The sequence below is a fragment of the Pseudomonas sp. R45(2017) genome (assembly GCF_002112305.1).
Taxonomy (GTDB): Bacteria; Pseudomonadota; Gammaproteobacteria; order Pseudomonadales; family Pseudomonadaceae; genus Aquipseudomonas; species Aquipseudomonas paraglycinae.
Genome location: NZ_NEHH01000006.1, coordinates 302,696 through 325,966, shown reverse-complemented (window position 1 = coordinate 325,966; position 23,271 = coordinate 302,696). Strand labels below are relative to the sequence as shown.

The following is a 23,271-nucleotide window of genomic DNA, read 5'->3' as shown; positions in this document are numbered from 1 at the left end:
CGAATCGACCACGCCCATGAACGCCCCACGCACACCGAAACCTGCGCGCAAGAAGCCTGACTCCGCCACCCCGGCCAAGCCCGTGGCGCCGCGTAAAGAGGCCAGCCTGCACCCGCGCAATCGCCATCAGGGTCGTTACGACTTCCCGGCGCTGATCAAGACCACGCCGGAACTGGCGAAGTTCGTGATCACCAACCCGTACGGCAAGGAAAGCATCGACTTCGCCAGTCCCGATGCAGTGCGTGTGTTCAACCGGGCGTTGCTCAAATCGTTCTACGGCATCCAGCATTGGGACATCCCGGCCGATTATCTGTGCCCGCCGGTGCCGGGCCGCGCCGACTACATCCACTTCCTGGCTGACCTGCTGGCCAGCAACAACGACGGCGTGGTTCCGCGCGGCGCCATCGTCAACGTGCTGGATATCGGCATGGGCGCCAACTGCGTGTACCCGCTGATCGGTAACAGCGAATATCGCTGGCACTTCCTGGGCTCGGAGATCGATCCGACCGCCGTGGCTGCTGCCAGGGCCATCGTCCAGTCCAACGACTTGAACAAGGTCATCCAGCTGCGCCAGCAGGAAAACCGCAAGCACATCCTGATCGGCCTGCTGGAGCCCGGCGAGCGCTTTGACCTGACCATGTGCAACCCGCCGTTCCACGCGTCGATGGAAGAAGCCACCAAGGGCAGCGAGCGTAAATGGCGAGCCCTGGGCAAGGCCGATCCGAAACGCAAACTGCCGGTGCTGAACTTCGGCGGTCAGTCGGCCGAGCTGTGGTGTGAGGGCGGCGAAGCGCGTTTCGTGACGCAACTGATCGCCGAAAGTGCGAATTTTGCGCACAAGGTGTTGTGGTTCAGCACCCTGGTCTCGAAAGCTTCGAACCTGCCTGCCATCGAAACCGCACTGAAAAAGGCCGGCGCGCTGGAAAGCCAGGTGGTGGAAATGTCCCAGGGGCAGAAACAGAGTCGCTTCGTCGCCTGGACCTTCCAGACCAAGTCCGAACAGCAGATCTGGCGGCGCGAACGCTGGGTTCGCAAGTAAGACGTTTCAACCGGGGCGGCGCTTGAGCGCAAAGCAGCCGCCGCCACTGCTGAAACACAATCGGCAGGCACAAAAAAACCGTGCCCGGATCGCTCCGGTGCACGGTTTTTTTATCGCTGCGTCTTACTTGTTCACAGCGTCGGTCAGGCCTTTGGCCACAACCAGCTTGATCACTTTCTTGGCAGGGATTTCGATGGCAGCGCCAGTCGATGGGTTACGGCCAGTGCGGGCAGGACGCTCGGTCACTTTCAGCTTGCCGATACCTGGCAAGGTGATTTCGCCGCCGTTTTCCAGCTGATCGGCAACGATTTGGCCCAGTTGGTCCAGAGCGTTACGCGCGGTGGTTTTCGGCGCGTCGATAGCTTCAGCGATGTCGGCGATCAGTTGGTCTTTAGTAAGAGCCATGTAGTGTTCCTTCCCTATCAAATTCATATGGATTGCAGAGTGCAGTGTCAGCCATCGAGCCCGATCTTCTGGATCTGGCACCCTCGGCGATAACCACGACGAGTCGGGGTTATAGATGCCGAAATCAAGGTTTGGTTCGACCTGACAAAAGCTGAATGCATGCTTGTCGCGGTGACTTCGCACAAGACCGGGCAAAACTAGCACAGAGACAAGGAAATATCCGCCTCCAGCTAGCCAAATGGTCAGGTTTATTGCGCTAAATCGGTAAATAAATGCATAAGGGCCGTCGGGTGACCCGGATTTGCCCTTCACCCCGCGCCAAATCCAGTGGTTGCGGTACACTGAGCGCTTTTTCGGGGGAGCCCGCCCTCCTCCCTTCCACCAGCCGAGAAGCCTATGCCGATCCGTCATTGCATCGTCCATTTGATCGACAAAAAACCCGACGGCACACCCGCAGTCCTGCACGCCCGTGACTCCGAACTGGCTGAGTCCGCAGCCATCGAGAACATGCTCGCCGATCTCAACGAGAGCTATAACGCCAAACAGGGCAAAGCCTGGGGCCTGTTCCATCCGGAGTCCGGTGCGTTCCCGTTCAGCGGCTGGCTGAAGGAGTACATGGAAGGCGGCAAGGACTTCACCGCGTTCAGCAAAGTCGCGGTCGAACACCTGCAAAAGCTGATGGAAGAGTCGAACCTGTCGGTCGGCGGCCATGTGTTGTTCGCCCACTATCAGCAAGGCATGACCGATTACCTGGCCATCGCCCTGCTGCACCACAGCGAAGGCGTGGCGGTGACCGATCAACTGGACGTGACCCCGTCGCGCCACCTCGACCTCGGTCAACTGCACCTGGCGGCGCGGATCAACGTTTCAGAGTGGCAGAACAACAAGCAGTCCAAGCAGTACATCTCGTTCATCAAGGGCAAGAACGGCAAGAAGGTTTCGGAGTACTTCCGCGACTTCATCGGCTGCCAGGAAGGCGTCGATGGCCCGGGCGAAACCCGCACCCTGCTCAAGGCCTTCAGCGACTTCGTCGAGAGCGAAGACCTGCCGGAAGATTCCGCCCGCGAGAAGACCAAGACCCTGGTCGACTACGCCAGCAGCCAGGCCAAGCTTGGCGAACCCATGGGCCTGGAAGAACTCTCGGAGCTGATCGACGAAGAGCGCCCGAAAGCCTTCTACGATCACATCCGCAACAAGGATTACGGCCTGTCGCCGGAGATTCCGGCGGATAAACGCACGCTCAACCAGTTCCGCCGCTTCACCGGTCGCGCCGAAGGCCTGTCGATCAGCTTCGAAGCCCACCTGCTGGGCTCGAAGATCGAATACGACGAAGAGGCCGGGACGCTGGTCATCAAAGGCCTGCCGACCTCGCTCACCGATCAGTTGAAGCGTCGCAACTGATGCTCGGCAATGTGCTGAAAAAGGTTCTGCTGGTTCTGCTGGTGGTCGTGGTCTATCAGAACTGGGGCAAGATCGAGCGGGTCTTCAACCCGTCGCAGATGGCGTCCGAGCAAGTCCGCGCCAACGCCCATGTCGTGCTGTACGCCACGGACTGGTGCGGCTACTGCAAGCAGACCAAGCGCTTTCTCGATCAGAAAGGCATTCCGTTCAAGGAATTCGATATCGAGAAGGATGCCGAGGCACGCAAGGTGTACGAAGCGCTGGGCGGGCGCGGGATCCCGCTGATCGACGTCAATGGCACGTTGATTCGCGGATTTGATCCGGACGAGATTCTCGCTGCACTGAAATGAACGAGGGAGCCAATCGGCTCCCTCAGTTGTTTCAGCGTTTCTCGATTCGGAAACCGAAACGCGGGAAGTGCACATGCACCAACCCGCCACGCTCGTCTTCACGGCGCAGGATCAACTCCTCGCGACCGGCAAACACCAGCTCACCGGCCACCGGATCTACACCGTAGTCTGTCGCGGCGATCAGCACCTGCTGACCTGCCACGAACCCGTTCGGATCAGTGAACTCTTCGTCCGGCAACGCCGCTGGCTTCGAACCGCGCGCGATCTCCAGTGCTTCCTCCGAGCTCATCTCGCTGGCCGCGCCATGGCCAAAACCGAGCACACGCCCCAGCCACGCCGACACTGCCGGATAAGCATCAACCAAGGGCGCCGTCACGTGCGTGGCCTTGAGAAACCACAGCGGATGGGCCATGGCGAAGTCGGCAATCGACGGCTCACCGAACAGGAAGTCACCGTCTTCACGCTGCAACTGCTGCTCCAGACGTGCCATGACAGTCGGCCAGTTGTGTTTGGCCTGCTCGGCCGACAGCCTGGTCGCGCTGCCACCACTGAACAGCCCGGCCCGATCGGCGAGGAACGCCTTGATCGCTTCCGGCGGTAACTTGCCGAAACGCACCGCCACCGATTCCGGCTGGAACACCAGGCTCACCGCATGCTGGAACACCACCGAATCGGCCCAGGCGGCAAAACTGGCGGCGATCATCTCCTGACCTTCCGGGAAGAACGAAGGCTGGGCCTTTTCCTGCTCGAGGCGGCGGGCGATCAACGCGGTGTCGCAATAGATGTCGGCGCCGATCTGCAGCACCGGAGTCTTGCGGTAGCCACCTGTCAGGGCGGTCAGGTCCGGTTTCGGCATCACCGGCGAGATGTGCACCGAGCGCCAGGACAGGCCCTTGAAACCCAACAGCAGCCGGGCCTTTTCGGCGAATGGAGAGGTCGGGTAATGATGCAGAATCAACTCGGACATGCTCGGCTCCGCCGCACAGAAAGTGAGCCAGCAGCTTAGCGCGCAATTCGTTCGCAGCCTACGGATCCGGCTGATGGGAACTGATCAGTCAGGTTGATAATGGGCGCAAAGGCGAATAGTCTTCAGCTGCGCCAGTGTATCCAGTGAGATGCAATAACCCCCGGCCGCAAACCGAGGTTTATAGAAAAAACCGCCTGCAAGGGCGGTTTTTTCTTGCCTGTCGTTTATGCAACGTGCCTCCTCCACGAGAGGGATATCTAAAAGTTCGAGGACTCATTCAGTCGTGCCGATAAGACGCCACCAGACACTCCTTCGCACTCTTCCTGAGCTTCTTGATCAATCGCTCCTGACGCAACGCATCACCCTTGTCGCGACAACGCTCGGTGTAGACCAGCGCCATCGCCGGGCTTGAGAGAAAGAATCGCGCCCCTTTGCCGCTCTGGTGCTTGGCGAAACGGCGCACGGGATCATCGCTGATCCCGCAGTACAGCGAACCGTTGGCGGCGCGTACGAGGTAGACGAACCAGGACTTGCTCACTGGAACGTCGGCATCGAGAGGATTTTCGCTAAGGCTGGTCACGGGACAATTCAGGCGTGAGGAAAACAGGCCGCGATCTTATCAGCGACTTGCTTGAAAAGCCTTCAGCCCTTTCAGCGCCTGGGCGCGGACGGCGTTGCGCACCAGCGGCGTCCAGCCAAGGAGCAGGCCCTTGAAGCCCAGCGCCTGGCGCGACCAGCGCCACAGGTCGAAGTAGTCGTGGTGTTCGCAGATCTTGCCGTCACGGAAGACGAAACGTGCCTGGATGTCGTTGATGACGATGTTGCCGGTCTGACTGAACAGGTACGTCGCTACCCAGTGGGCGCCGCCGCTGCGCTCGTCGGCGCGGACGTTGTCGAAGGTCAGGGAGAAGTCCTTGGCCCGGGTAGTGAGCATGCGCCACATGTCGCCGGCATCGCGGCCGCGCAACTCGCCGAAGGCCGGATCGCTGAACACAACGTCGTCGGTGTAGCAGGCGGCCATGGCCTCGGCGTCGAGGCGCTGGAAAGCCTGGTAGAAACGGGTGATCAGGGCGCTGTGGGCTTCTTCACTCATGGGCAATCTCCAGGAAAGGTACAGATTGCCAGCACGATAATCCGCAAACGCCCGAAACACTATCGGCATTCGCATTCCGAATACCGACAGTGTGTGCGTATCAGACCTTTTCGCTGACCACCTGCACGTACAACGCACGTCCGGCACCGAGGCCGGCGAGGATTGCCCCGGCACCGATAATGCCGAAGATCCAGCCCACGGCGTTCCAGCCTCCGGTCCAGTCATGCACCACGCCGACCGCGAACGGCCCCATGGATGCGAGGGTGTAGCCGAAGCCCTGGGACATGCTCGACAGGTTCGCCGCGACATGGGAATCCCGTGAGCGAAGCACGATCAAGGTCAGCGCCAGGCTGAACGTACCGCCCTGCCCCAGGCCCAGCAGGATCGCCCAGCCCCACAACCCTTCGATCGGCGCATAGAGGCAACCGAACAGACCGCCGAGGGTCAGCGCCATCACCACCACGATCGCCAGCCGCTGATCCTTGCCGCGCGTGGCCAGCCACGGTGCCGCCAGGGAGCTGGCGAGCTGGATGATCACCGAACCGGACAGCACCAGGCCGGCCTGGGTCGGCGTCAGCCCGCGACCGATAAGGATCGACGGCAACCAGCCGAACACGATGTAGGCCAGCGACGATTGCAGGCCCATGTACAAGGTCACCTGCCAGGCCAGCGGATCACGCAACAGACCACGCACTCGATACGCGACATTGTGCGCGCCGTGCTTCTGGCCGATTTGCGGCAGCCAGAACACTGCCGCCACCAGCGCCGGAATCACCCAGAAACCCAGGCCCATGGCCCAGCTGTGGTCGAAGTGCTCGCTCAGCGGCACGCTGGAGCCCGCCGCCATCGCCGCGCCCAGACACAGAGCCATGGTGTAGACACCGGTCATGGTGCCGGCATGCTGGGCGAAGTCACGCTTGACGATGCCCGGCAGCAACACGCCGATGATGCCGATGCTCGCGCCGCCCAGCACGCTGCCGGCGAACAGACCGATTTCACCGAAATTGCTGCGCAGGATGATGCCGCCGGCCAGTGTCAGAAGAATTCCCAAGACCACCCGCTCGGCACCGAAACGCCGCGCAAGTATCGGGGCCAGCGGAGCGAACAGACCGAGGCAAAGCACCGGCAACGTCGTCAATAAACCCGCTTGAGCGGCGGACAAACCGAGGCTTTTCGACACCTCACTGAGCAACGGCGCCATGCTCGACAGCGCCGGACGAAGGTTCAACGCCACCAGAATCAGCCCCAGCAGCAACAGCCACGGACGCCGTACCAGCGGATGGCTTTGCTGCACCTGCTCGTCATCGGCTTCGGCGTCGATCAACAACTCTTCGAGCTCGGCCTTGCGAACGGGTGCTGGGGAGGCTTCTGGGCGGGACATGGTTTTCTCGGTTTCAAGGTTCATTGATCAACTGCCTCGACAGGGCTTTGGCCCGCTCCGGATCGCGCTGCTCGACGGCCTCAAGCAAGGCGACGTGCAAATCGAAGACTTCCTGTCGACGGGGGACGATGTTCAGGGTCTGGCGCAATTGCGCGCCAACGATGCTGGAAAAATAGCGATACAGCTCGCTGAGGGTCGGGTTGTGCGCGGCATCCACCAGACGGCGGTGGAAGACCAGATCGCAGCGGATGTAACTGTCGAGGTCGCCGTGGTAGTGGCTGCCGGCGACACCCAGCGCCTCGCGCAACGCGACGAGGTCTTCATCGGTCCGGCGCAAGGCCGCCAGGCCGATGGCCTCGACTTCAAGGATGTGCCGGGTTTCCCGGGCCTGGTCCAGCGAGCATTTGGACAGCGCCTTGAGCGTGTCCATCGGATCGACCACCGCCCGCAGGTAACTGCCGTCGCCTTGACGGATTTCGATCAAACCGGAAAACGCCAACACCCGCATCGCCTCGCGCACGGTGTTGCGGCTGATGCCGAGTTCGGCGCACAGCTCGGGCTCGGTCGGCAAACGCTGACCGACCTGCCACGTGCCGTCGGTGATGCGCTGGCGCAATTGATCCAGGGCCTGATCGACCAGGGATCGTTTTATCAATAATGAGTTTTCTGACATGGAATTCGCCCTGTCATCCAATCATGGGATGAATTTTCTGACATGTTAGTCAGCTCCTTGTAGGACAGCAACCACCTAGGGTCAGAGAGGGGCAAATGGAGCGGGATTTTCGATTGGTCAAAATTACCCTTTAAGGGTAATTTCAGGGACAGGGTTTTGGTTTCTTATGGAAAAGTACACACCCCATTACGACTTGGTGGTGATCAAGGCTGAGGTCAGGCGACGGGGAAGACAGGCATTCACCAAGAGCGCAGAAAAAACCGGACTGGATCTCGGCTTCAGCATCATAGAGATGCAAGAAATCGTTTTCGAACTGCAGAACAGGATGTTGTACAAGTCGATGACCACCTATGACGATCATCGAGTCTGGCAAGACGTTTATCACACGCACTCACACGATCTGGAGATTTACATCAAGGTGACATACCGCCCCGAAGGTGGCCCACCGGTAATCTCCTTCAAGGAGAAAAACCAATGAAAACCCGGCAATGTTTCAGCTGCGGTGCACGTGAGGGAATGACACATTTCGAAGGCCGCGGCGAAACCATCAGTGTCAAAGGCATGGAACGTCGTATCGATGACCTTGCTGGCTGGGAATGTCGCAAATGCGGTGAGGTCGAGTGGGACGCCGATACCGATAGTGCAGAACGCTACACGCAAGCCGGTGATGATCTGGTGATTGCTGCCCGACAAATGATCGGTAACGAGATGAAGCGCATCCGGCGCAAATTGCACCTGACGCAAAAAGAAACGGTGCAACTGCTGTCTGGTGGCGGACACAACGCATTTTCCCGCTATGAGCGCGGCGAAGTGCTTCCGCCGAAGGCATTGGTGCTGCTGATGCGCCTGCTCGATCGCTATCCGCACTTGCTCGCCGATGCGAAAGCCCTGGGTGAAGGGGCGGATCTGAGGAACGCCTTCAAGTATACCGAGCACAAAGAACACGAAACCCTCACCGCCTCCTGACCCACAAAAAACAAACCCGGCACAAGGCCGGGTTTATTTTATTCATCAGATCTCAATGCAGAATCTGACTCAGGAACAGCTTCGTCCGATCATTCTGCGGATTGTCGAAGAAGTCGTTCGGCGCCGCCTGTTCAACGATTTCGCCCTTGTCCATGAAGATCACGCGGTTGGCCACGGTGCGAGCGAAGCCCATTTCGTGGGTTACGCAGAGCATGGTCATGCCGTCTTCGGCCAGGCCGATCATGGTGTCGAGCACCTCTTTCACCATCTCCGGATCGAGTGCCGAGGTCGGTTCGTCGAACAGCATGATTTTCGGTTTCATGCACAGCGCGCGGGCGATCGCCACACGCTGTTGCTGACCGCCGGACAGTTGCCCCGGGTACTTGTGCGCCTGTTCCGGAATGCGTACGCGTTCCAGGTAATGCATGGCGATTTCCTCGGCCTTGCGCTTGGGCATCTTGCGCACCCACATCGGCGCCAGGGTGCAGTTCTGCAGGATGGTCAGGTGCGGAAACAGGTTGAAGTGCTGAAATACCATGCCGACTTCACGGCGGATCGCTTCGATCTGCTTGAGGTCGTTGGTCAGCTCCACACCATCGACCACGATGCGGCCCTGCTGGTGCTCTTCTAGACGGTTGAGGCAGCGGATGGTGGTGGACTTGCCGGAACCCGACGGGCCGCACAGCACGATACGCTCGCCCTGACGCACGTTCAGGTTGATGTCTTTCAGCACGTGGAACTGGCCGTACCACTTGTTCACACCCTGCATCTGAATGATGCCTTCAGGGCCCACTGGCTTTTTGATTGCTTCGCTCATCGAAAAAACTCCTAACGCTTGTGGCCAGTGTCGAGCTTGCGTTCCAGGTGCATGGAATAGCGCGACATACCAAAACAGAAAATCCAGAACACCAGGGCGGCGAACACGTAGCCTTCGGTGGCCATGCCCAGCCATTTCGGATCGGCAGCGGCTTGCTTGACGCTGTTGAGCAGGTCAAAGAGGCCGATGATGATCACCAGGCTGGTGTCCTTGAACAGCGCGATGAAGGTGTTGACGATGCCGGGAATCACCAGCTTCAGGGCTTGCGGCAGAATCACCAGGCCCATGGCGCGCCAGTAACCGAGGCCCATCGCGGCCGCGGCTTCGTACTGACCTTTGGGGATTGCTTGCAGACCGCCGCGCACCACCTCGGCGACGTACGCCGACTGGAACAGGATCACGCCGATCAGCGCCCGCAGCAGCTTGTCGAAGTTCATGCCTTCGGGCAGGAACAGCGGCAGCATCACCGACGACATGAACAGCACCGTGATCAACGGCACGCCGCGCCAGAACTCGATGAAGGTCACGCAGACCACTCGGATCGCCGGCATGTTCGAGCGCCGGCCCAGCGCCAGGACAATCCCCAGCGGCAACGCACCGGCGATGCCGACAGTGGCGATCACCAGGGTCAGCATCAGACCGCCCCACTGGCTGGTCGCCACGGTGTCGAGGCCGAAGACGCCGCCATGCAGCAGGCACCAGGCAACGATCGGGTAGACCACCAGGAAGCTCAGGCCGTATACCGCCTTGTGCGCCACGCGCTTGATGAACAGTGGCGCCACGCCGATGACCGCCAGCCACACGGTCAGGTCCACGCGCCAGCGCAGTTCCGGCGGGTAGTAGCCGTACATGAACTGGCCGAAACGCTGCTGGATGAAGACCCAGCAGGCGCCGTCCTTGGTGCAGTCGGCGCGGGTGGTGCCGACCCAGTTGGCATCGATGATCGCCCAGCTGAGGATCGGCGGAATCACCAGGTAGATCAGGTAGAACGCGAACAGGGTCAGCAGGGTGTTGAGCCAGCTGGAGAACATGTTCGCGCGGATCCACGCCATCGGGCCGAAGACCTTGGCCGGCGGTGGCATGTCGGGTTTGAAAGTATGAGTACTCATGCGCTATTCCTTACCGCTCGATCAGCGCGATGCGCTTGTTGTACCAGTTCATCAGCAGGGAAATGCTGATACTGATCGCCAGGTACACGCTCATGGTGATGGCAATGACTTCGATCGCCTGACCGGTCTGGTTCAGCACGGTGCCGGCGAACAGCGAAACCATTTCCGGATAACCGATACCGGCCGCCAGCGAGGAGTTCTTCGCCAGGTTCAGGTATTGGCTGGTCAGCGGCGGGATGATGACCCGCAGCGCTTGCGGAATGATCACCTTGCGCAGGGTCGGGCCGTTGCGCAATCCGAGCGAATGCGCCGCCTCGGTCTGGCCGTGGCTGACCGACTTGATGCCCGAACGCACGATCTCGGCGATGAACGCCGCGGTGTACACCGTCAGCGCCAGGGTCAAGGCCAGCAATTCCGGAATCAGCACCCAGCCACCGACGAAGTTGAAGCCTTGCAGCTTCGGCATTTCCCAGTGCACGGGGGCACCGAAGATCAGCGCGCACACCGCCGGGATCACCAGGAACAGCGCCAGGCCGGCCCAGAACTTGTGGAATGGCTCGCCGGTTGCTTCAAAGCGCTTGTTGGCCCAGCGGCTCATCAGCACGATGGCGACGATGGCCACCACGATGCTGACCATGAACGCCCAGAAGCCGTCGGCCATTTGCGCGGCCGGCATGTTCAGGCCACGGCTGCTGACGAAGAAGGTATCGCCGAAGTTGTGGCTGTTGCGCGGCCCCGGCATGGTCAGGAACACCGCGAAGTACCAGAACAGGATCTGCAGCAGTGGCGGGATGTTACGGAAAACCTCCACGTACACCGTTGCCAGTTTGGAAATGATCCAGTTCTTCGACAGGCGCGCGACGCCGACGATGAAGCCGAGGATCGTGGCCAGGATCACACCGATGAAAGTCACCAGCAGCGTGTTGAGCAGGCCGATGACAAACACCCGGGCATAACTGTCCGCTTCGGTGTAGGAGATCAGGTGTTGAGCGATGCCGAACCCGGCACTGCGCTCGAGAAAGTCGAACCCCGAAGTGATACCCCGGTGTTGCAGGTTGGTCTGGGTGTTATCGAACAGATACCAGCCCAGGGAGACCACCGCCACGATGGTGATGATCTGAAATACCCACGCACGCACTCGTGGATCGCTGAGGCTGAGCCTCTGCTTTGGTGCGCCGATTGAATTTTGCATGAAGTGCCCCGGAAATAATGGAACAGAACGTCACCCGGCAGTTGGCCTGCCGGGTGACAGAACCATCAGCGCACTGGTGGTGCGTATTGAATGCCGCCGTTGTTCCACAGCGCGTTCAGGCCGCGGTCGATTTCCAGCGGAGTGCTCTTGCCGAGGTTTTTCTCGAAGATTTCGCCGTAGTTGCCGACTTGCTTGACGATCTGTACGACCCAGTCCTTCGGCAGTTTCAGGTCTTTGCCGTATTCGCCGTCTGCGCCGAGCATACGAGCGACATCCGGGTTCTTGGTCGCTTTGGCTTCCGCTTCGACGTTTTTCGAAGAGATGCCCGCTTCTTCGGTGTTCAGCAGCGCGTAGCCAACCCAACGCACGATGGCCAGCCACTCGTCGTCGCCGTTACGCACGACCGGGCCCAGTGGTTCCTTGGAAATGGTTTCCGGCAGAACCACGTAGTCCTTCGGCGAAGCCAGCTTGCTGCGCTGGGCGAACAGCTGGGACTTGTCGGAGGTCAGCACGTCGCAACGACCGGATTCCAGCGACTTGGCGCTTTCATCGGAGGTGTCGAAAGTGATCGGGGTGTATTTCAGACCGTTGCCGCGGAAGTAGTCGGAAACGTTCAGCTCGGTGGTGGTACCGGCCTGGATGCAGATGGTTGCACCGTCCAGCTCTTTGGCACTCTTCACGCCCAGCTTGTTGTTTACCAGGAAGCCGATACCGTCGTAGTAGGTAATGAAGCCCGGGAATTTCAGCCCCATGCCCGCGTCACGGGAGCTGGTCATGGTGGTGTTGCGCGACAGGATGTCGATCTCGCCCGACTGCAGCGCGGTGAAACGCTCCTTGGCGTTCAACTGACTGAACTTGACCTTGGTCGCGTCGCCGAACACGGCAGCCGCCACAGCGCGGCAGACGTCAGCATCGATACCCACGATCTTGCCGGTGGAATCCGGAACCGAGAAGCCTGGCAAGCCATCACTGACGCCGCACTGCACGAATCCTTTCTTCTTCACTGCATCCAGGGTTGCACCCGCCTGAGCGAACCCGCTGACACCCAGTACTGCAGCAGCAGTCACGATCGCCAGAGTGGATTTCAACATCTTCATTCAAACCTCCAGTTTTGCTCTTGTTGTGTCGGAGCTTGAGTCCAGTCGCACCCTTTTGAGGCGTTGTTGACCCGTGTTGGCTTTTTTTGGGGTCAACCGACGCAGGACCTTCGCTATGAGTCTAGTAGGAGAAAATCCACATCATGGACAACTCACTTCTCACCAGTCGGCCGAACGGGCGGTAGCCCTTTCACGTTCGCTAAGCCCGTTGCGGCCATTGGCGAACATCCATCACCGGATTCTTTGCTATCCCGTCGCCAGGCGTTCACTGATAGTGTTACCGCCAGGCGCGAGATCGATTGCACGACTACCTCATAGCAAAGCCCGTACCACACCGGCAGCTGAAGCGGTTGAGTGACAGGTCAATAGCAAAACTTGCAGCCTTGCGACATCTTCTTAACGGATCAACCGGGCGCGCACGCAAATCACGCACTCAATGAGAGCGCCCGCACACAATTGGAGCAGCCATGACCGAGCCCTTGATTCTTCAGCCTGTTAAGCCCGCAGACGCCTGCGTGATCTGGCTGCACGGCCTCGGCGCCGACCGCTACGACTTTCTGCCGGTGGCCGAAGCGCTTCAGGAAAGCCTGCTGAGCACGCGTTTCGTCCTGCCCCAGGCGCCGACCCGTCCGGTGACAATAAATGGCGGATATGCCATGCCAAGCTGGTACGACATCAAAGCCATGAGCCCGGCCCGGGCAATCGACCGCGATGAGCTGGAAGCATCTGCCGATCGCATCATCGAATTGATCGAAGAACAGCGAAGCAGCGGAATAGACGCTTCGCGGATTTTCCTCGCCGGGTTCTCCCAGGGTGGCGCCGTGGTCTATCACACCGCGTTTCTGAAATGGCAGGGGCCGTTGGGCGGGGTGCTGGCATTATCGACATACGCGCCGACGTTCAGCGATGAACTGGAGTTGTCCGCCAGCCAGCAGCGGATTCCGGTGCTGTCGCTGCACGGCCAGTTCGACAACGTGGTGCAGAACTCGATGGGACGCACGGCTTATGAGTATCTCAAGGCCCATGGTGTCACCGTGACATGGCAGGAATACCCAATGGAGCACGAAGTGTTACCCGAAGAAATTCGCGACATCGGCACATGGTTGAGCGAACGCCTGCGCTGACAATTGCGACAGGGGTCGCCCTTTGATCATCCCACTACGCCGCGCCCGTTTCTTGCATTACACTGGCCGGCGTACATTCCTTAACCAATTGATGAGATGACCGTGCTCAAAGCACTCAAGAAAATGTTCGGTAAAAGCGAGGCTGAGCAGCTCGCGCCAGTCCCCACTGCGCCGTCGCACGCCCCCGGTCATCGCAGCGATGCCAGCCAGGCCGACCGCCAGACGCCCGCCACGACGCCCAAACGCGAACCGAAACCCGCTCCAGCTGCCGTGCCCGCCACCGAGCCAGCCCGCAGCGAAGCACCAAAACCGGCCAGACCACGTCGCGAACCCAAGCCCAAGGCGCCGGTGATTCCCTGGAAACTCGAAGACTTCGTCGTCGAGCCCCAGGAAGGCAAGACCCGCTTCCACGATTTCAAGCTCGCCCCGGAACTGATGCACGCCATCCACGACCTGGGTTTCCCGTATTGCACGCCGATCCAGGCTCAGGTGCTGGGTTACACCCTCGCCGGCAAAGACGCCATCGGCCGCGCCCAGACCGGCACCGGCAAGACCGCCGCGTTCCTGATCTCGATCATCACCCAGCTGTTGCAGACCCCGCCGCCGAAAGAGCGCTACATGGGCGAGCCACGGGCGCTGATCATCGCGCCGACCCGCGAGCTGGTGGTGCAGATCGCCAAGGACGCCGCCGACCTGACCAAGTACACCGGCCTCAACGTCATGACGTTCGTCGGCGGCATGGATTTCGACAAGCAGCTCAAGCACCTCGAAGCGCGCCATTGCGACATCCTCGTCGCGACCCCGGGCCGCCTGCTCGACTTCAACCAGCGCGGTGACGTACATCTGGACATGGTCGAAGTGATGGTGCTCGACGAAGCCGACCGCATGCTCGACATGGGCTTCATCCCGCAGGTTCGTCAGATCATTCGCCAGACCCCGCCGAAAAGCGAACGTCAGACCCTGCTGTTCTCCGCGACCTTCACCGATGACGTGATGAACCTCGCCAAGCAGTGGACCACCGATCCTGCGATTGTCGAAATCGAGGTCACCAACGTGGCCAACGAAAACGTCGAACAGCACATCTACGCGGTGGCCGGTGCCGACAAATACAAACTGCTCTTCAACCTGGTCAACGACAACGGTTGGGAGCGGGTGATCGTGTTCGCCAACCGCAAGGACGAAGTGCGCCGTATCGAGGAACGCCTGGTGCGTGACGGCATCAACGCCGCGCAGCTGTCCGGCGACGTGCCGCAGCACAAGCGGATCAAGACGCTCGAAGGCTTCCGCGAAGGCAAGATCCGGGTACTGGTCGCCACCGACGTGGCCGGTCGCGGTATCCACATCGACGGCATCAGCCACGTGATCAACTTCACCCTGCCGGAAGTCCCGGACGACTACGTGCACCGCATCGGTCGTACCGGTCGTGCTGGCGCCGACGGTGTGTCGATCAGCTTTGCCGGTGAAGACGACTCCTATCAGTTGCCGTCCATCGAAGAAAAACTCGGTCGCAAGATCAGCTGTGAAACGCCGCCGACCCATCTGTTGCGGGCGGTTGAGCGCAAGCGTCCACAGTAAGCGACGCCATAAAGAGAAGCGCAGCCGGCAACGGACTGCGCTTTTTTTTCACCCGGATATTGTTCAACAAAACTAAAAGTCCATAATGGACAAATTAGTTTAGAAACAGTCTCCGGAGTCTGACATGTCCAGTACGCCTTACGTGATCGACCAAACCCAGGCCCGCGAGCTGTTGGCCCGGATCGATGTGCCGCAGATCCTGCGCAAGCTGTTCCGCGATCTGGCGGCCGGGCATGCGGTGCAACCGGCGCAGCAACTGGTGGAATTCCCTCAGGGTGCCGGGGACTTCATCAACTATCTGGGCGTGCTGGCGGAAGACGGCGTGTACGGGGTCAAGACTTCGCCTTACATCGTTCGCGAACAAGGCCCGCTGGTGACCGCGTGGACACTGCTAATGTCGATGCAGACCGGTCAACCGCTGCTGCTCTGCGATGCCGGCGAACTGACGACTGCCCGCACCGCTGCGACCACCGCCGTGGCGGTCGATGCCCTCGCCCCGTTAAAGGCCGCGCGCCTGGCAATCATTGGTAGTGGCAAGGTCGCCCAGGCGCACCTGCATTACGTCAAAGCGTTGCGCGACTGGCAGAGCATCAGTGTGTACTCGCCGACCTTGAGCGAAGACCCGGCCACCGCCCGCCAACTGCAAGCCCTCGATCCACGGGTGAACATCGCCGACAGCCGTGAAACCGCCATCGCCGAAGCCGACGTGATCATGCTCTGCACCTCGTCCGCAGGCCCCGTGATCGACCCGGCAACCTTGAGCAAACCGGCGCTGATCACCTCGATCAGCACCAACGCACCGCGCGCCCACGAAGTGCCGCCGCAAAGCCTCAACGACATGCAGGTGTTCTGCGACTATCGTCTGACCACCCCGGGCTCGGCCGGCGAGATGCTGATCGCCCGCGAACAACATGGCTGGGACAACAACGCGATCCTCGGTGACCTGGCGGATCTGCTCAGCGAAAAAGTGCAGCGTCCCGATTACAACCGTCACGTGTTTTTCCGCTCCATCGGTCTGGGCCTGGAAGACATCGCCCTGGCCAACGCCGTCTATCAATTGCAGCGCTGACACCGGAGATTTTCATGAGTCATGCAGATTTCATCATCATCGGCGGCGGGATTGCCGGCGCGTCCACCGGTTTCTGGCTGTCGCAGCACGGCAAGGTCGTGGTGCTGGAGCGCGAGTCGCACCCGGCCTATCACTCCACCGGGCGTTCGGCTGCGCTGTTCACCGCTGCTTACGGCACTGCGCAGGTCCGGGCGCTGACCCTGGCCAGCCGCGAATTCTTCGACCATCCGCCCAGCGGCTTCTGCGAGCACCCGCTGCTGACCCCGCGCGGGGAAATGACCGTGGACTTCACCGGCGACGTCGCCGAGCTGAACAATCAATACCTCAGCGCCAAAGCCACGGTGCCGGAGATGCAGTTGCTCAGCGCGGATGAAGCCTGCGCGCGGCTGCCGATCCTGCGCCGGGAAAAAGTCCATGGCGCGATCTACGACCCGACCGCCAGCGACATCGACACCGACGCCCTGCATCAGGGTTATCTGCGCGGCATCCGTCGCAACAACGGCCAGGTGCAGACCGATTGCGAAGTGCTCGGACTGAGCCGGGACGCCGACGGCATCTGGCACGTGCAGACCAACGGCCAGACCTTCAGCGCGCCCATCGTGATCAACGCAGCAGGCGCCTGGGCCGACAAGATCGGTGCCCTCGCCGGCGCCAAGCCGCTGGGCCTGCAACCGAAACGCCGCGCGGCGTTCATCTTCGCCGGCCCGGAAGGCGTGGACATTCATCACTGGCCGATGCTGGTCAGCCTCGACGAATCCTTCTACATGAAGCCCGACGCCGGGATGTTCCTCGGCTCACCGGCCAATGCCGACCCGGTCGAACCCCACGACGTGCAGCCGGAAGAACTGGACATCGCCATGGGCATTTACCAGATCGAGGAAGCGACGACCCTGACCATCCGCCGCCCGACCCGCACCTGGGCCGGCCTGCGCAGTTTCGTCACCGATGGCGATTTGCTGTCCGGCTTCGATCCTCAGGTGCCGGGGCTGTTCTGGGTCGCGGCCCAGGGTGGCTACGGCATCCAGACTTCGCCGGCGATGGGCATGGCCAGCGCGGCACTGGTACGTGGCGAATCGTTGCCCGACCATCTCAAGCAATTCGGCCTGACCGCCGCCATGCTCGCCCCTGCCCGCCTGGCCTGACCGTCCGCCCGGATGACGCGCCCGACGGATTGCGGCACACTCGCAACGCCCCCGGATCACGGGGGCGTTGACGTTGCCTGGAGCTCCACAGTTATGACCGCCCCCGAACACACGCCCGAGCTGCATGACGCCGCGCTGGACAACTACCACGCCATCGCCGACGCCATTGCCACGCTGTTCTTTCCCCACGCCGAAGTGGTGCTGCACGACCTGCGCACGCAGAAGGTCGACTACATCGCCAACAACCTGTCGAAACGGGTGATCGGCGATGAATCGTCGCTGGAAGACATGCTCAGCGACGACGTCAGCGAACGGAACATCGGTCCGTACGAAAAGCTCAACTGGGACGGCCAGAAGATTCGCAGCCTGAGCACCGTGCTGCGCGACAGCGAAGGTCATCCGCTGGCGGTGCTGTGCATCAATCTGAATATTTCGCTGTTCGAAAATGCCAAGGCTGCGCTGGACCTGTTCCTCTCGCCGAGCAAACTGATCCCGCAACCGGACTCGCTGTTTCGCGATGACTGGCAGGAGCGCATCAACACTTTCCTGCACGCCTGGCTACGCGAGCGGCAACTGAGCCTGAATTTGCTGACCCGCGATCACAAACGCGAACTGGTGCTGGCGCTGCACGCCGAGGGAGCGTTCAAGGGCAAGAGCGCCTCGAACTATGTAGCCAATGTACTGAACATGGGGCGGGCGACGGTGTACAAGCACTTGAAGGAATTGAAGGGCTGAAACCGTGCAGCCTGCGAAGGCTGCACGGTCTTCAGACTCAGTCGCCGTAGATGTCCGACTTGAAGTACTTCTCGGAAATTTTCTGATACTCGCCACTCGCGCGAATGCCGTCGATGGCAGTGTTCAACTGGCTGACCAGTTCGGTGTTGCCCTTGCGCACCGCAATCCCCGCGCCCTCGCCCACGTATTTCGGATCCTTCAGCTCAGGCCCGACGAAGGCGTAACCCTTGCCGCGCGGCATCGACAGGAAGTCGGTCAGCGGGATGGTGTCGGCGAAAATCGCATCGAGACGCCCGGCCGCCAGGTCCATGTAGATTTCTTCGTTGTTGCCGTAGCGCTTGACGTTGATGCCCTTGGGCTCGAACACCTCGGTGGCGTAACGGTCGGTGGTAGTCGCACGCTGCACGCCGACGGTCTTGCCCTTGAGGCTGGCGTACTGGTCATCGACGCTCGCGCCTTCCTTCATCACCAGCCGCGACGAGGTGAAATAGTACTTGTGGGTGAAGTCCACCGACTTCTTGCGGTCTTCATTGATGGTCATGGACGACAGCGCCATGTCGATTTTCTTCACTTTCAGGGAAGGAATGAGACCGTCGAACTCGCCCTCGACCCACACGCACTTGACCTGCATCTGCGCGCACAGGGCATTGCCGATGTCGTAGTCGAAACCGACGATTTCACCCTTGTCGGTCTTCGAGGCGAAGGGCGGATACGCCGCTTCGATACCGATGCGCAGGGTTTTCTCGGCGGCGAACGCGCTGCTGCACGCCAACAGGCTCAGCGCCAGACCGGTGATGAGGGGGAATTTCTTCATGTTCGTTCTCTCGCGGGTTGTTGTTGGTTTGGCAAGACAGAAGAAAAAGCTGGAAACGGGGAAAGACTTTTTTGTACTTGTAAATCCATACTGGACTTTTACGTACAAACCGTCAATTGGACAAACGCCATCGGCGTCAGCCGATGGTCGGGAGTCGAGGGGAGATTGATTGGGAAAGGAATTACTGCTTCCAGCGATCCGCCGCCGCATGATCGCTGTCGCGACCTTCGACCCAGCGCGGGCCGTCGCTGGTGTTTTCTTTCTTCCAGAACGGTGCGCGGGTTTTCAGGTAATCCATGACGAAGGCGCAGGCGTCGAACGCCGCCTGGCGATGGGCACTGGCGGCGGCGACGAACACGATCGGCTCGCCCGGTTCCAGCGCGCCGATGCGGTGCAGCACTTCCAGTTTCAACAGCGGCCAGCGCTCCTCGGCTTCAACGGCGATCTTGCCGAGGGCTTTTTCGGTCATTCCCGGATAGTGTTCGAGGAACATCCCGGCGACATCGAGGCCATCGTTGAAGTCGCGCACGTAACCGACAAAACTCACCACCGCGCCGACCCCGACATTGGCCGCGTGCATCGCGTTGACTTCAGCGCCGGGATCGAACGGCTCGGACTGCACCCGAATGCCCATGTCTCAGCCTCCGGTCACGGTAGGGAAAAACGCTACTTCGTCGCCATCGACCACCGGTTCGTCGAGCTGGCAGAGGTCTTCGTTGCGCGCGCACATCAGGTTCTGTTCGCTCAGCACCTCGGCGCCCTCACGCTGCGCCAGCAACGCACGAACGTCATCGACGGTGGCGAAATCACCTTCGACCTTCACCGAATCCACGCCCAGCGCCTCACGGTAACGGGCAAAAAACTTCACGGTCAGGTTCATGGCTGCTCCGCCTGGAAATGCCCGCTCTTGCCGCCAACCTTTTCCAGCAGACGTACGCTTTCGATGGTCATGCCACGGTCCACGGCCTTGCACATGTCGTAGATGGTCAGGGCGGCGACGCTGGCGGCGGTCAGTGCTTCCATCTCGACGCCGGTCTGCCCGGACAGTTTGCAACGGGCCACGATGCGTACCGTGTCATCGCCTTCGGCACTGAGTTCGACCTTGACGCCGGTCAGCATCAACGGATGGCACAGGGGAATCAGGTCACTGGTTTTCTTCGCCGCCTGAATGCCGGCAATGCGCGCCACGGCGAACACGTCGCCCTTGGGATGGCCACCGCTGACGATCATCTGCAGGGTGTCGGGCAGCATGCGCACCAGCGCTTGGGCCGTCGCTTCACGGAACGTCACGGCTTTTTCGGTGACGTCGACCATGTTGGCGCGACCTTGGGAATCGAGATGAGTCAGCACGGGATTACTCCTGATCAGGAGCACCGATTGTAAACCTGGGGGTCAGAATTGCGCACATAAAAAACCGGGCGACTTTGCAGTCGCCCGGTTCGGTTTGACGGTTACAGATGCGATTCGGCGTATTCGGCCAGGATCGAGCGAGGCACCCCTTGCAGGGTGATGTGCACACCGTTGGGGAAATCCTTGAAGCGTTCGGTCAGGTAGGTCAGCCCGGAGCTGGTCGCGGACAGGTAAGGGGTATCGATCTGTGCCAGGTTGCCCAGGCACACCACTTTGGAACCGGCGCCGGCCCGGGTGATGATGGTTTTCATCTGGTGCGGCGTGAGGTTCTGGCATTCGTCGATCAGGATCAGGCTCTGCTGGAAGCTGCGACCGCGAATGTAGTTGAGCGATTTGAACTGCAACGGCACTTTGCTGAGGATGTAGTCGACGCTGCCATGGGTGTTTTCGTCATCCATGTGCAAGGCTTCGAGGTTGTCGGTGATGGCGCCCAGCCACGGCTCCATTTTTTCCGCCTCGGTGCCGGGCAGGAAGCCGATTTCCTGGTCCAGGCCCTGCACGCTGCGGGTGGCGATGATGCGGCGATAGCGCTTGCTGACCATGGTCTGCTCGATCGCCGCGGCCAGCGCCAGAATGGTTTTACCCGAGCCGGCGGCGCCGGACAGGTTGACCAGGTGAATATCCGGATCCAGCAGCGCGTACAGCGCCAGGCTCTGGTAGATGTCCCGTGGCTTGAGGCCCCAGGCTTCCTGATGCAACAGCGGTTCCTGGTGCAGGTCGAGGATCAGCAGCTTGTCTTCTTCGATCTCCTTGATCCAGCCGACGAAGCCCTGCTCATCGATGATGAACTCGTTGATGTGCACGGCAGGCAGGTTGTCGATCAGCTGTACCTGATGCCAGGTGCGGCCGTGGTCCTGACGGGTTTCGACCTTGCTCACGCGGTCCCAGAAGGAGCCGGTCATGTTGTGATAGCCGTTGGGCAGCAGGGACACGTCGTCAACCAACTGGTCGGTGCTGTAGTCCTCGGCGTCGATCCCGCAGGCGCGCGCCTTGAGGCGCATGTTGATGTCTTTGGTAACGAGCACCACCGGTTTTTTCGGGTCGCGGGTATGCAGGTCGATCAGCTGGTTGATGATTTTGTTGTCGTTCAGATGCTCGGGCAGAATCAGGTTCGATTCGGCCTGCTTGCTCATCAGAATCGACAGCAAGCCCTTCGGGCCGCCCTTGCCGCGCTGGATCGGCACGCCCTGTTCGACATCATCGGGTGAAGCATCGCCCAGGGTCTTGTCGATCAGCCGGATAGCCTGACGGCATTCGGCGGCCACGCTGTGATGCCCGCTCTTGAGCTTGTCCAGCTCTTCAAGCACGGTCATCGGGATCGCGACGTGGTGTTCTTCGAAATTCAGCAGGGCGTTTGGATCGTGAATCAGTACGTTGGTATCGAGTACATAAAGGATTGGCTGGTTGGAGGAAGGGCTACGTCCGTGATCATCCATACTCGGTCACCTTTGTGGGAGCCATTCGACGCAATACCTCGGCGGTGCTGCGCCTCGAAGTGACTGCCGAATCCACCTGCACAGCTTTTGTCGGGATAGCAGGTGAACCGCACACAAAATGGGTCTTGGAAGACGCCACCTGTGTTGCAGGTTTCGGCGGTCTGACTTCGTAATACTCCAAAACCCGTGACAGAAAAAAGCACTTTGACGCTTTTTTGAAGTTTATTTTGCAAAGTGACGAAAAGCCCTTGGCGGACCGCCCTGCCCCCGTTAGAGTCGGAAGTCCGCCTGCATCGAATTCTGCAAAAAATTCACCCCAAGCCCAATGTTTCCGGGCTCTTGCCGTTTTTCAGCGAAACGCGTCCTGACAGTCTTCCCAGCCGATGCCGCTTTGCGCGGTTTGCGTGATCAGCCACGGCAACGCAGTCTTCACCGCATCCTGCTTCATGTTGAAATTGATCACCCCGTGCCGCCACAGCAGCATCAGGGTCAGCACCCGCTGCGCGCTCGGAGCGCCCTTGAGCTTGCCGGCGCCGTCCTGGGCATCGATGTCCCACAGCGCCACTTGCAGGCCCTGGCTGTTGAAAAAGCTCCGGGCATCGCTACGACGTTGCCCTTCCGGTGGACGGAACAGCGGCACGTAGTTCTCCGGCAACTTGTTCTTGACCAGATCGGCACTGCGCCGCACCGAATCCTGCCAGTCCTGCCAGTGGCTGTGGGAGCGGAACTCCCAGCCCTGCACGCCGACGCACTGCTGCGAAAACGCCGCTTGCAGGCTGCTGACGGAACGGTCGGCCAGCCGCGCCTGAACATCCTTGCCCAGCATGAAAAAGGTGCCGCTCAGGTTCGACTTGCGCAGGTACTCGGCGAGCCAGTCGGTGTTGTCCGGTTGCAGGTTGGCGGCGCTGTCGAAACTCAGCAGAAACAAGCGATCGTGCATGTCGTCGCCGTTGCGCTCGTAGTCTCCGAAATGATCGAGTTCGCTGCTGGTCTGCGGCGACAGCGCAGCCTTGCGCATCAGCTCATCGAGGTATTGCAGGTGGAAGATCCGGCTCGGCTCGGCCCACTTGGTGTAATAGCTTTCGTCGCTGACCACGAATTTGGCGGCCTGCTCGCGCAGGGTCGGCAGGTCTTCGACGAGGAAGCAGAACGAGGCGTCCTGATCGCAGCTTTGCTGGGCAAAGTTGTAGTTGGCCAGCAGCCGCTGCCACAGGCGCTCGCGCAGGCTGTTGATTGCATCCAGATTGACCGTGCGCAGCCCCAGACGCTGGGCGAGCGCCGCTTCGTCCAGCGCTTCGGTGCCGAGCAGGCCTCGGGCGAACATCAGGATTTCCGCCCGCGAGGCGACATCGAACAGGGTCGGATTGTCGAGTTTTTCCGGCCAGGTGCTGCGATCCAGCGTCGCGATATCGCCCGGCGCCGCAACGGCACCGACGCTCAACAGCCACGCGGTGAAAAAAAGAACAATGCGCAAAG

General features: G+C 60.5%; 26 protein-coding genes. 10 read left to right on the top strand and 16 right to left on the bottom strand.

The window, feature by feature from the left end; genetic code table 11:
- Positions 1-16 precede the first annotated feature (16 nt).
- Positions 17-1,039, top strand: a complete 1,023-nt coding sequence (gene rlmF, locus CAF74_RS16400) for a 23S rRNA (adenine(1618)-N(6))-methyltransferase RlmF (protein ID WP_085747006.1) — start codon at positions 17-19, stop codon at positions 1,037-1,039.
- Between the two features lie 123 nt (positions 1,040-1,162).
- Here the strand turns inward: rlmF and CAF74_RS16395 are convergent, their stop codons facing one another.
- On the bottom strand, positions 1,163-1,444 hold the full coding sequence (locus tag CAF74_RS16395) for an HU family DNA-binding protein (protein WP_003221909.1): 282 nt from the start codon (positions 1,442-1,444) through the stop codon (positions 1,163-1,165).
- A gap of 396 nt (positions 1,445-1,840) precedes the next feature.
- Between CAF74_RS16395 and yejK the strand changes: the two genes are divergently transcribed.
- Positions 1,841-2,845, top strand: coding sequence for a nucleoid-associated protein YejK (yejK, locus tag CAF74_RS16390; protein ID WP_007957356.1), 1,005 nt, complete (start codon positions 1,841-1,843; stop codon positions 2,843-2,845).
- A complete protein-coding gene (locus CAF74_RS16385) occupies positions 2,845-3,195 on the top strand; it encodes a glutaredoxin family protein (RefSeq protein WP_085747005.1) in 351 nt (116 codons plus the stop codon). Before yejK ends, CAF74_RS16385 begins: the two co-directional genes overlap by 1 nt.
- A 31-nt stretch (positions 3,196-3,226) precedes the next feature.
- On the opposite strand, the gene CAF74_RS16380 is transcribed toward CAF74_RS16385, so the two are convergent.
- The 5 genes from CAF74_RS16380 to CAF74_RS16360 all read right to left on the bottom strand — a co-directional run bounded on the left by CAF74_RS16380 (position 3,227) and on the right by CAF74_RS16360 (position 7,309).
- A complete protein-coding gene (locus CAF74_RS16380; RefSeq protein ID WP_085747004.1) occupies positions 3,227-4,162 on the bottom strand; it encodes a glutathione S-transferase family protein in 936 nt (311 codons plus the stop codon).
- A gap of 277 nt (positions 4,163-4,439) precedes the next feature.
- Positions 4,440-4,742 (bottom strand): GIY-YIG nuclease family protein, encoded by a 303-nt coding sequence (locus CAF74_RS16375; RefSeq protein ID WP_085747003.1) that lies wholly within the window; start codon positions 4,740-4,742, stop codon positions 4,440-4,442.
- Positions 4,743-4,781: 39 nt separating this feature from the next.
- Positions 4,782-5,255 (bottom strand): nuclear transport factor 2 family protein, encoded by a 474-nt coding sequence (locus CAF74_RS16370; protein WP_085747002.1) that lies wholly within the window; start codon positions 5,253-5,255, stop codon positions 4,782-4,784.
- Positions 5,256-5,355: 100 nt separating this feature from the next.
- Positions 5,356-6,660 carry a CynX/NimT family MFS transporter gene (locus tag CAF74_RS16365; protein WP_085747001.1) on the bottom strand — a complete coding sequence of 435 codons (1,305 nt, stop codon included), beginning with the start codon at positions 6,658-6,660 and terminating at the stop codon, positions 5,356-5,358.
- On the bottom strand, positions 6,650-7,309 hold the full coding sequence (locus CAF74_RS16360; protein WP_085747000.1) for a FadR/GntR family transcriptional regulator: 660 nt from the start codon (positions 7,307-7,309) through the stop codon (positions 6,650-6,652). The genes CAF74_RS16365 and CAF74_RS16360 overlap by 11 nt, the downstream gene beginning before the upstream one ends.
- Positions 7,310-7,475: 166 nt before the next feature.
- Here CAF74_RS16360 and CAF74_RS16355 point away from each other — a divergent pair, with 166 nt between their 5' ends.
- On the top strand, positions 7,476-7,787 hold the full coding sequence (locus CAF74_RS16355) for a type II toxin-antitoxin system MqsR family toxin (protein ID WP_085746999.1): 312 nt from the start codon (positions 7,476-7,478) through the stop codon (positions 7,785-7,787).
- Entirely contained in the window at positions 7,784-8,275 is a 492-nt protein-coding gene (locus CAF74_RS16350) for a type II toxin-antitoxin system MqsA family antitoxin (RefSeq protein ID WP_085746998.1), read from the top strand. The genes CAF74_RS16355 and CAF74_RS16350 overlap by 4 nt, the downstream gene beginning before the upstream one ends.
- A 52-nt stretch (positions 8,276-8,327) precedes the next feature.
- Here CAF74_RS16350 and CAF74_RS16345 read toward each other — a convergent pair whose 3' ends face one another.
- The 4 genes from CAF74_RS16345 to CAF74_RS16330 form a co-directional block, all read right to left on the bottom strand.
- Positions 8,328-9,092 (bottom strand): amino acid ABC transporter ATP-binding protein, encoded by a 765-nt coding sequence (locus CAF74_RS16345; protein ID WP_007957337.1) that lies wholly within the window; start codon positions 9,090-9,092, stop codon positions 8,328-8,330.
- A gap of 11 nt (positions 9,093-9,103) precedes the next feature.
- On the bottom strand, positions 9,104-10,201 hold the full coding sequence (locus tag CAF74_RS16340) for an amino acid ABC transporter permease (RefSeq protein WP_007957335.1): 1,098 nt from the start codon (positions 10,199-10,201) through the stop codon (positions 9,104-9,106).
- A gap of 10 nt (positions 10,202-10,211) precedes the next feature.
- Positions 10,212-11,393, bottom strand: a complete 1,182-nt coding sequence (locus CAF74_RS16335; protein WP_085746997.1) for an amino acid ABC transporter permease — start codon at positions 11,391-11,393, stop codon at positions 10,212-10,214.
- 65 nt (positions 11,394-11,458) lie between these two features.
- Positions 11,459-12,490 (bottom strand): amino acid ABC transporter substrate-binding protein, encoded by a 1,032-nt coding sequence (locus CAF74_RS16330; protein ID WP_007957332.1) that lies wholly within the window; start codon positions 12,488-12,490, stop codon positions 11,459-11,461.
- Positions 12,491-12,957: 467 nt separating this feature from the next.
- Here CAF74_RS16330 and CAF74_RS16325 point away from each other — a divergent pair, with 467 nt between their 5' ends.
- The 5 genes from CAF74_RS16325 to CAF74_RS16305 all read left to right on the top strand — a co-directional run bounded on the left by CAF74_RS16325 (position 12,958) and on the right by CAF74_RS16305 (position 18,135).
- Positions 12,958-13,614 (top strand): alpha/beta hydrolase, encoded by a 657-nt coding sequence (locus CAF74_RS16325; RefSeq protein WP_085690612.1) that lies wholly within the window; start codon positions 12,958-12,960, stop codon positions 13,612-13,614.
- A gap of 96 nt (positions 13,615-13,710) precedes the next feature.
- Positions 13,711-15,189, top strand: a complete 1,479-nt coding sequence (gene rhlB / locus CAF74_RS16320; protein WP_085746996.1) for an ATP-dependent RNA helicase RhlB — start codon at positions 13,711-13,713, stop codon at positions 15,187-15,189.
- Positions 15,190-15,313: 124 nt separating this feature from the next.
- Complete coding sequence (locus CAF74_RS16315; RefSeq protein WP_085746995.1) at positions 15,314-16,258, top strand: ornithine cyclodeaminase family protein; 945 nt, start codon at positions 15,314-15,316, stop codon at positions 16,256-16,258.
- A gap of 14 nt (positions 16,259-16,272) precedes the next feature.
- A complete protein-coding gene (locus tag CAF74_RS16310; protein WP_085746994.1) occupies positions 16,273-17,400 on the top strand; it encodes an FAD-binding oxidoreductase in 1,128 nt (375 codons plus the stop codon).
- A 93-nt stretch (positions 17,401-17,493) separates the two neighbouring features.
- Positions 17,494-18,135, top strand: a complete 642-nt coding sequence (locus tag CAF74_RS16305; protein WP_007957327.1) for a transcriptional regulator — start codon at positions 17,494-17,496, stop codon at positions 18,133-18,135.
- A gap of 37 nt (positions 18,136-18,172) precedes the next feature.
- Here CAF74_RS16305 and CAF74_RS16300 read toward each other — a convergent pair whose 3' ends face one another.
- From CAF74_RS16300 to CAF74_RS16275, 6 genes are all read right to left on the bottom strand, one after another.
- The gene (locus CAF74_RS16300; RefSeq protein ID WP_011332566.1) at positions 18,173-18,949 is read right to left on the bottom strand and encodes an ABC transporter substrate-binding protein; all 777 of its coding nucleotides are present in this window, start codon (positions 18,947-18,949) and stop codon (positions 18,173-18,175) included.
- Positions 18,950-19,130: 181 nt separating this feature from the next.
- On the bottom strand, positions 19,131-19,583 hold the full coding sequence (gene moaE / locus CAF74_RS16295) for a molybdopterin synthase catalytic subunit MoaE (RefSeq protein WP_085746993.1): 453 nt from the start codon (positions 19,581-19,583) through the stop codon (positions 19,131-19,133).
- A gap of 3 nt (positions 19,584-19,586) precedes the next feature.
- On the bottom strand, positions 19,587-19,829 hold the full coding sequence (locus tag CAF74_RS16290; protein WP_085608143.1) for a MoaD/ThiS family protein: 243 nt from the start codon (positions 19,827-19,829) through the stop codon (positions 19,587-19,589).
- Positions 19,826-20,299, bottom strand: coding sequence for a cyclic pyranopterin monophosphate synthase MoaC (gene moaC / locus CAF74_RS16285; RefSeq protein WP_064382454.1), 474 nt, complete (start codon positions 20,297-20,299; stop codon positions 19,826-19,828). Before moaC ends, CAF74_RS16290 begins: the two co-directional genes overlap by 4 nt.
- Positions 20,300-20,400: 101 nt before the next feature.
- Entirely contained in the window at positions 20,401-21,795 is a 1,395-nt protein-coding gene (locus tag CAF74_RS16280; RefSeq protein WP_007957320.1) for a PhoH family protein, read from the bottom strand.
- A gap of 349 nt (positions 21,796-22,144) precedes the next feature.
- The gene (locus CAF74_RS16275) at positions 22,145-23,269 is read right to left on the bottom strand and encodes a polysaccharide deacetylase family protein (RefSeq protein ID WP_085746992.1); all 1,125 of its coding nucleotides are present in this window, start codon (positions 23,267-23,269) and stop codon (positions 22,145-22,147) included.
- Positions 23,270-23,271 lie beyond the last annotated feature (2 nt).

Bases quoted from the DNA above. Each gene is read 5' to 3' on its own strand.
- CAF74_RS16330 (WP_007957332.1), bottom strand. From the start codon at position 12,490: ATGAAGATGTTGAAATCCACTCTGGCGATCGTGACTGCTGCTGCAGTA.
- rlmF (WP_085747006.1), top strand. From the start codon at position 17: ATGAACGCCCCACGCACACCGAAACCTGCGCGCAAGAAGCCTGACTCC.
- CAF74_RS16325 (WP_085690612.1), top strand. From the start codon at position 12,958: ATGACCGAGCCCTTGATTCTTCAGCCTGTTAAGCCCGCAGACGCCTGC.
- CAF74_RS16315 (WP_085746995.1), top strand. From the start codon at position 15,314: ATGTCCAGTACGCCTTACGTGATCGACCAAACCCAGGCCCGCGAGCTG.
- CAF74_RS16345 (WP_007957337.1), bottom strand. From the start codon at position 9,092: ATGAGCGAAGCAATCAAAAAGCCAGTGGGCCCTGAAGGCATCATTCAG.
- CAF74_RS16355 (WP_085746999.1), top strand. From the start codon at position 7,476: ATGGAAAAGTACACACCCCATTACGACTTGGTGGTGATCAAGGCTGAG.
- rhlB (WP_085746996.1), top strand. From the start codon at position 13,711: ATGACCGTGCTCAAAGCACTCAAGAAAATGTTCGGTAAAAGCGAGGCT.
- CAF74_RS16335 (WP_085746997.1), bottom strand. From the start codon at position 11,393: ATGCAAAATTCAATCGGCGCACCAAAGCAGAGGCTCAGCCTCAGCGAT.
- CAF74_RS16395 (WP_003221909.1), bottom strand. From the start codon at position 1,444: ATGGCTCTTACTAAAGACCAACTGATCGCCGACATCGCTGAAGCTATC.
- CAF74_RS16340 (WP_007957335.1), bottom strand. From the start codon at position 10,201: ATGAGTACTCATACTTTCAAACCCGACATGCCACCGCCGGCCAAGGTC.
- CAF74_RS16305 (WP_007957327.1), top strand. From the start codon at position 17,494: ATGACCGCCCCCGAACACACGCCCGAGCTGCATGACGCCGCGCTGGAC.
- CAF74_RS16280 (WP_007957320.1), bottom strand. From the start codon at position 21,795: ATGGATGATCACGGACGTAGCCCTTCCTCCAACCAGCCAATCCTTTAT.
- CAF74_RS16290 (WP_085608143.1), bottom strand. From the start codon at position 19,829: ATGAACCTGACCGTGAAGTTTTTTGCCCGTTACCGTGAGGCGCTGGGC.
- yejK (WP_007957356.1), top strand. From the start codon at position 1,841: ATGCCGATCCGTCATTGCATCGTCCATTTGATCGACAAAAAACCCGAC.
- CAF74_RS16370 (WP_085747002.1), bottom strand. From the start codon at position 5,255: ATGAGTGAAGAAGCCCACAGCGCCCTGATCACCCGTTTCTACCAGGCT.
- CAF74_RS16385 (WP_085747005.1), top strand. From the start codon at position 2,845: ATGCTCGGCAATGTGCTGAAAAAGGTTCTGCTGGTTCTGCTGGTGGTC.
- CAF74_RS16350 (WP_085746998.1), top strand. From the start codon at position 7,784: ATGAAAACCCGGCAATGTTTCAGCTGCGGTGCACGTGAGGGAATGACA.
- CAF74_RS16360 (WP_085747000.1), bottom strand. From the start codon at position 7,309: ATGTCAGAAAACTCATTATTGATAAAACGATCCCTGGTCGATCAGGCC.
- CAF74_RS16300 (WP_011332566.1), bottom strand. From the start codon at position 18,949: ATGAAGAAATTCCCCCTCATCACCGGTCTGGCGCTGAGCCTGTTGGCG.
- moaE (WP_085746993.1), bottom strand. From the start codon at position 19,583: ATGGGCATTCGGGTGCAGTCCGAGCCGTTCGATCCCGGCGCTGAAGTC.
- CAF74_RS16380 (WP_085747004.1), bottom strand. From the start codon at position 4,162: ATGTCCGAGTTGATTCTGCATCATTACCCGACCTCTCCATTCGCCGAA.
- CAF74_RS16310 (WP_085746994.1), top strand. From the start codon at position 16,273: ATGAGTCATGCAGATTTCATCATCATCGGCGGCGGGATTGCCGGCGCG.
- CAF74_RS16365 (WP_085747001.1), bottom strand. From the start codon at position 6,660: ATGAACCTTGAAACCGAGAAAACCATGTCCCGCCCAGAAGCCTCCCCA.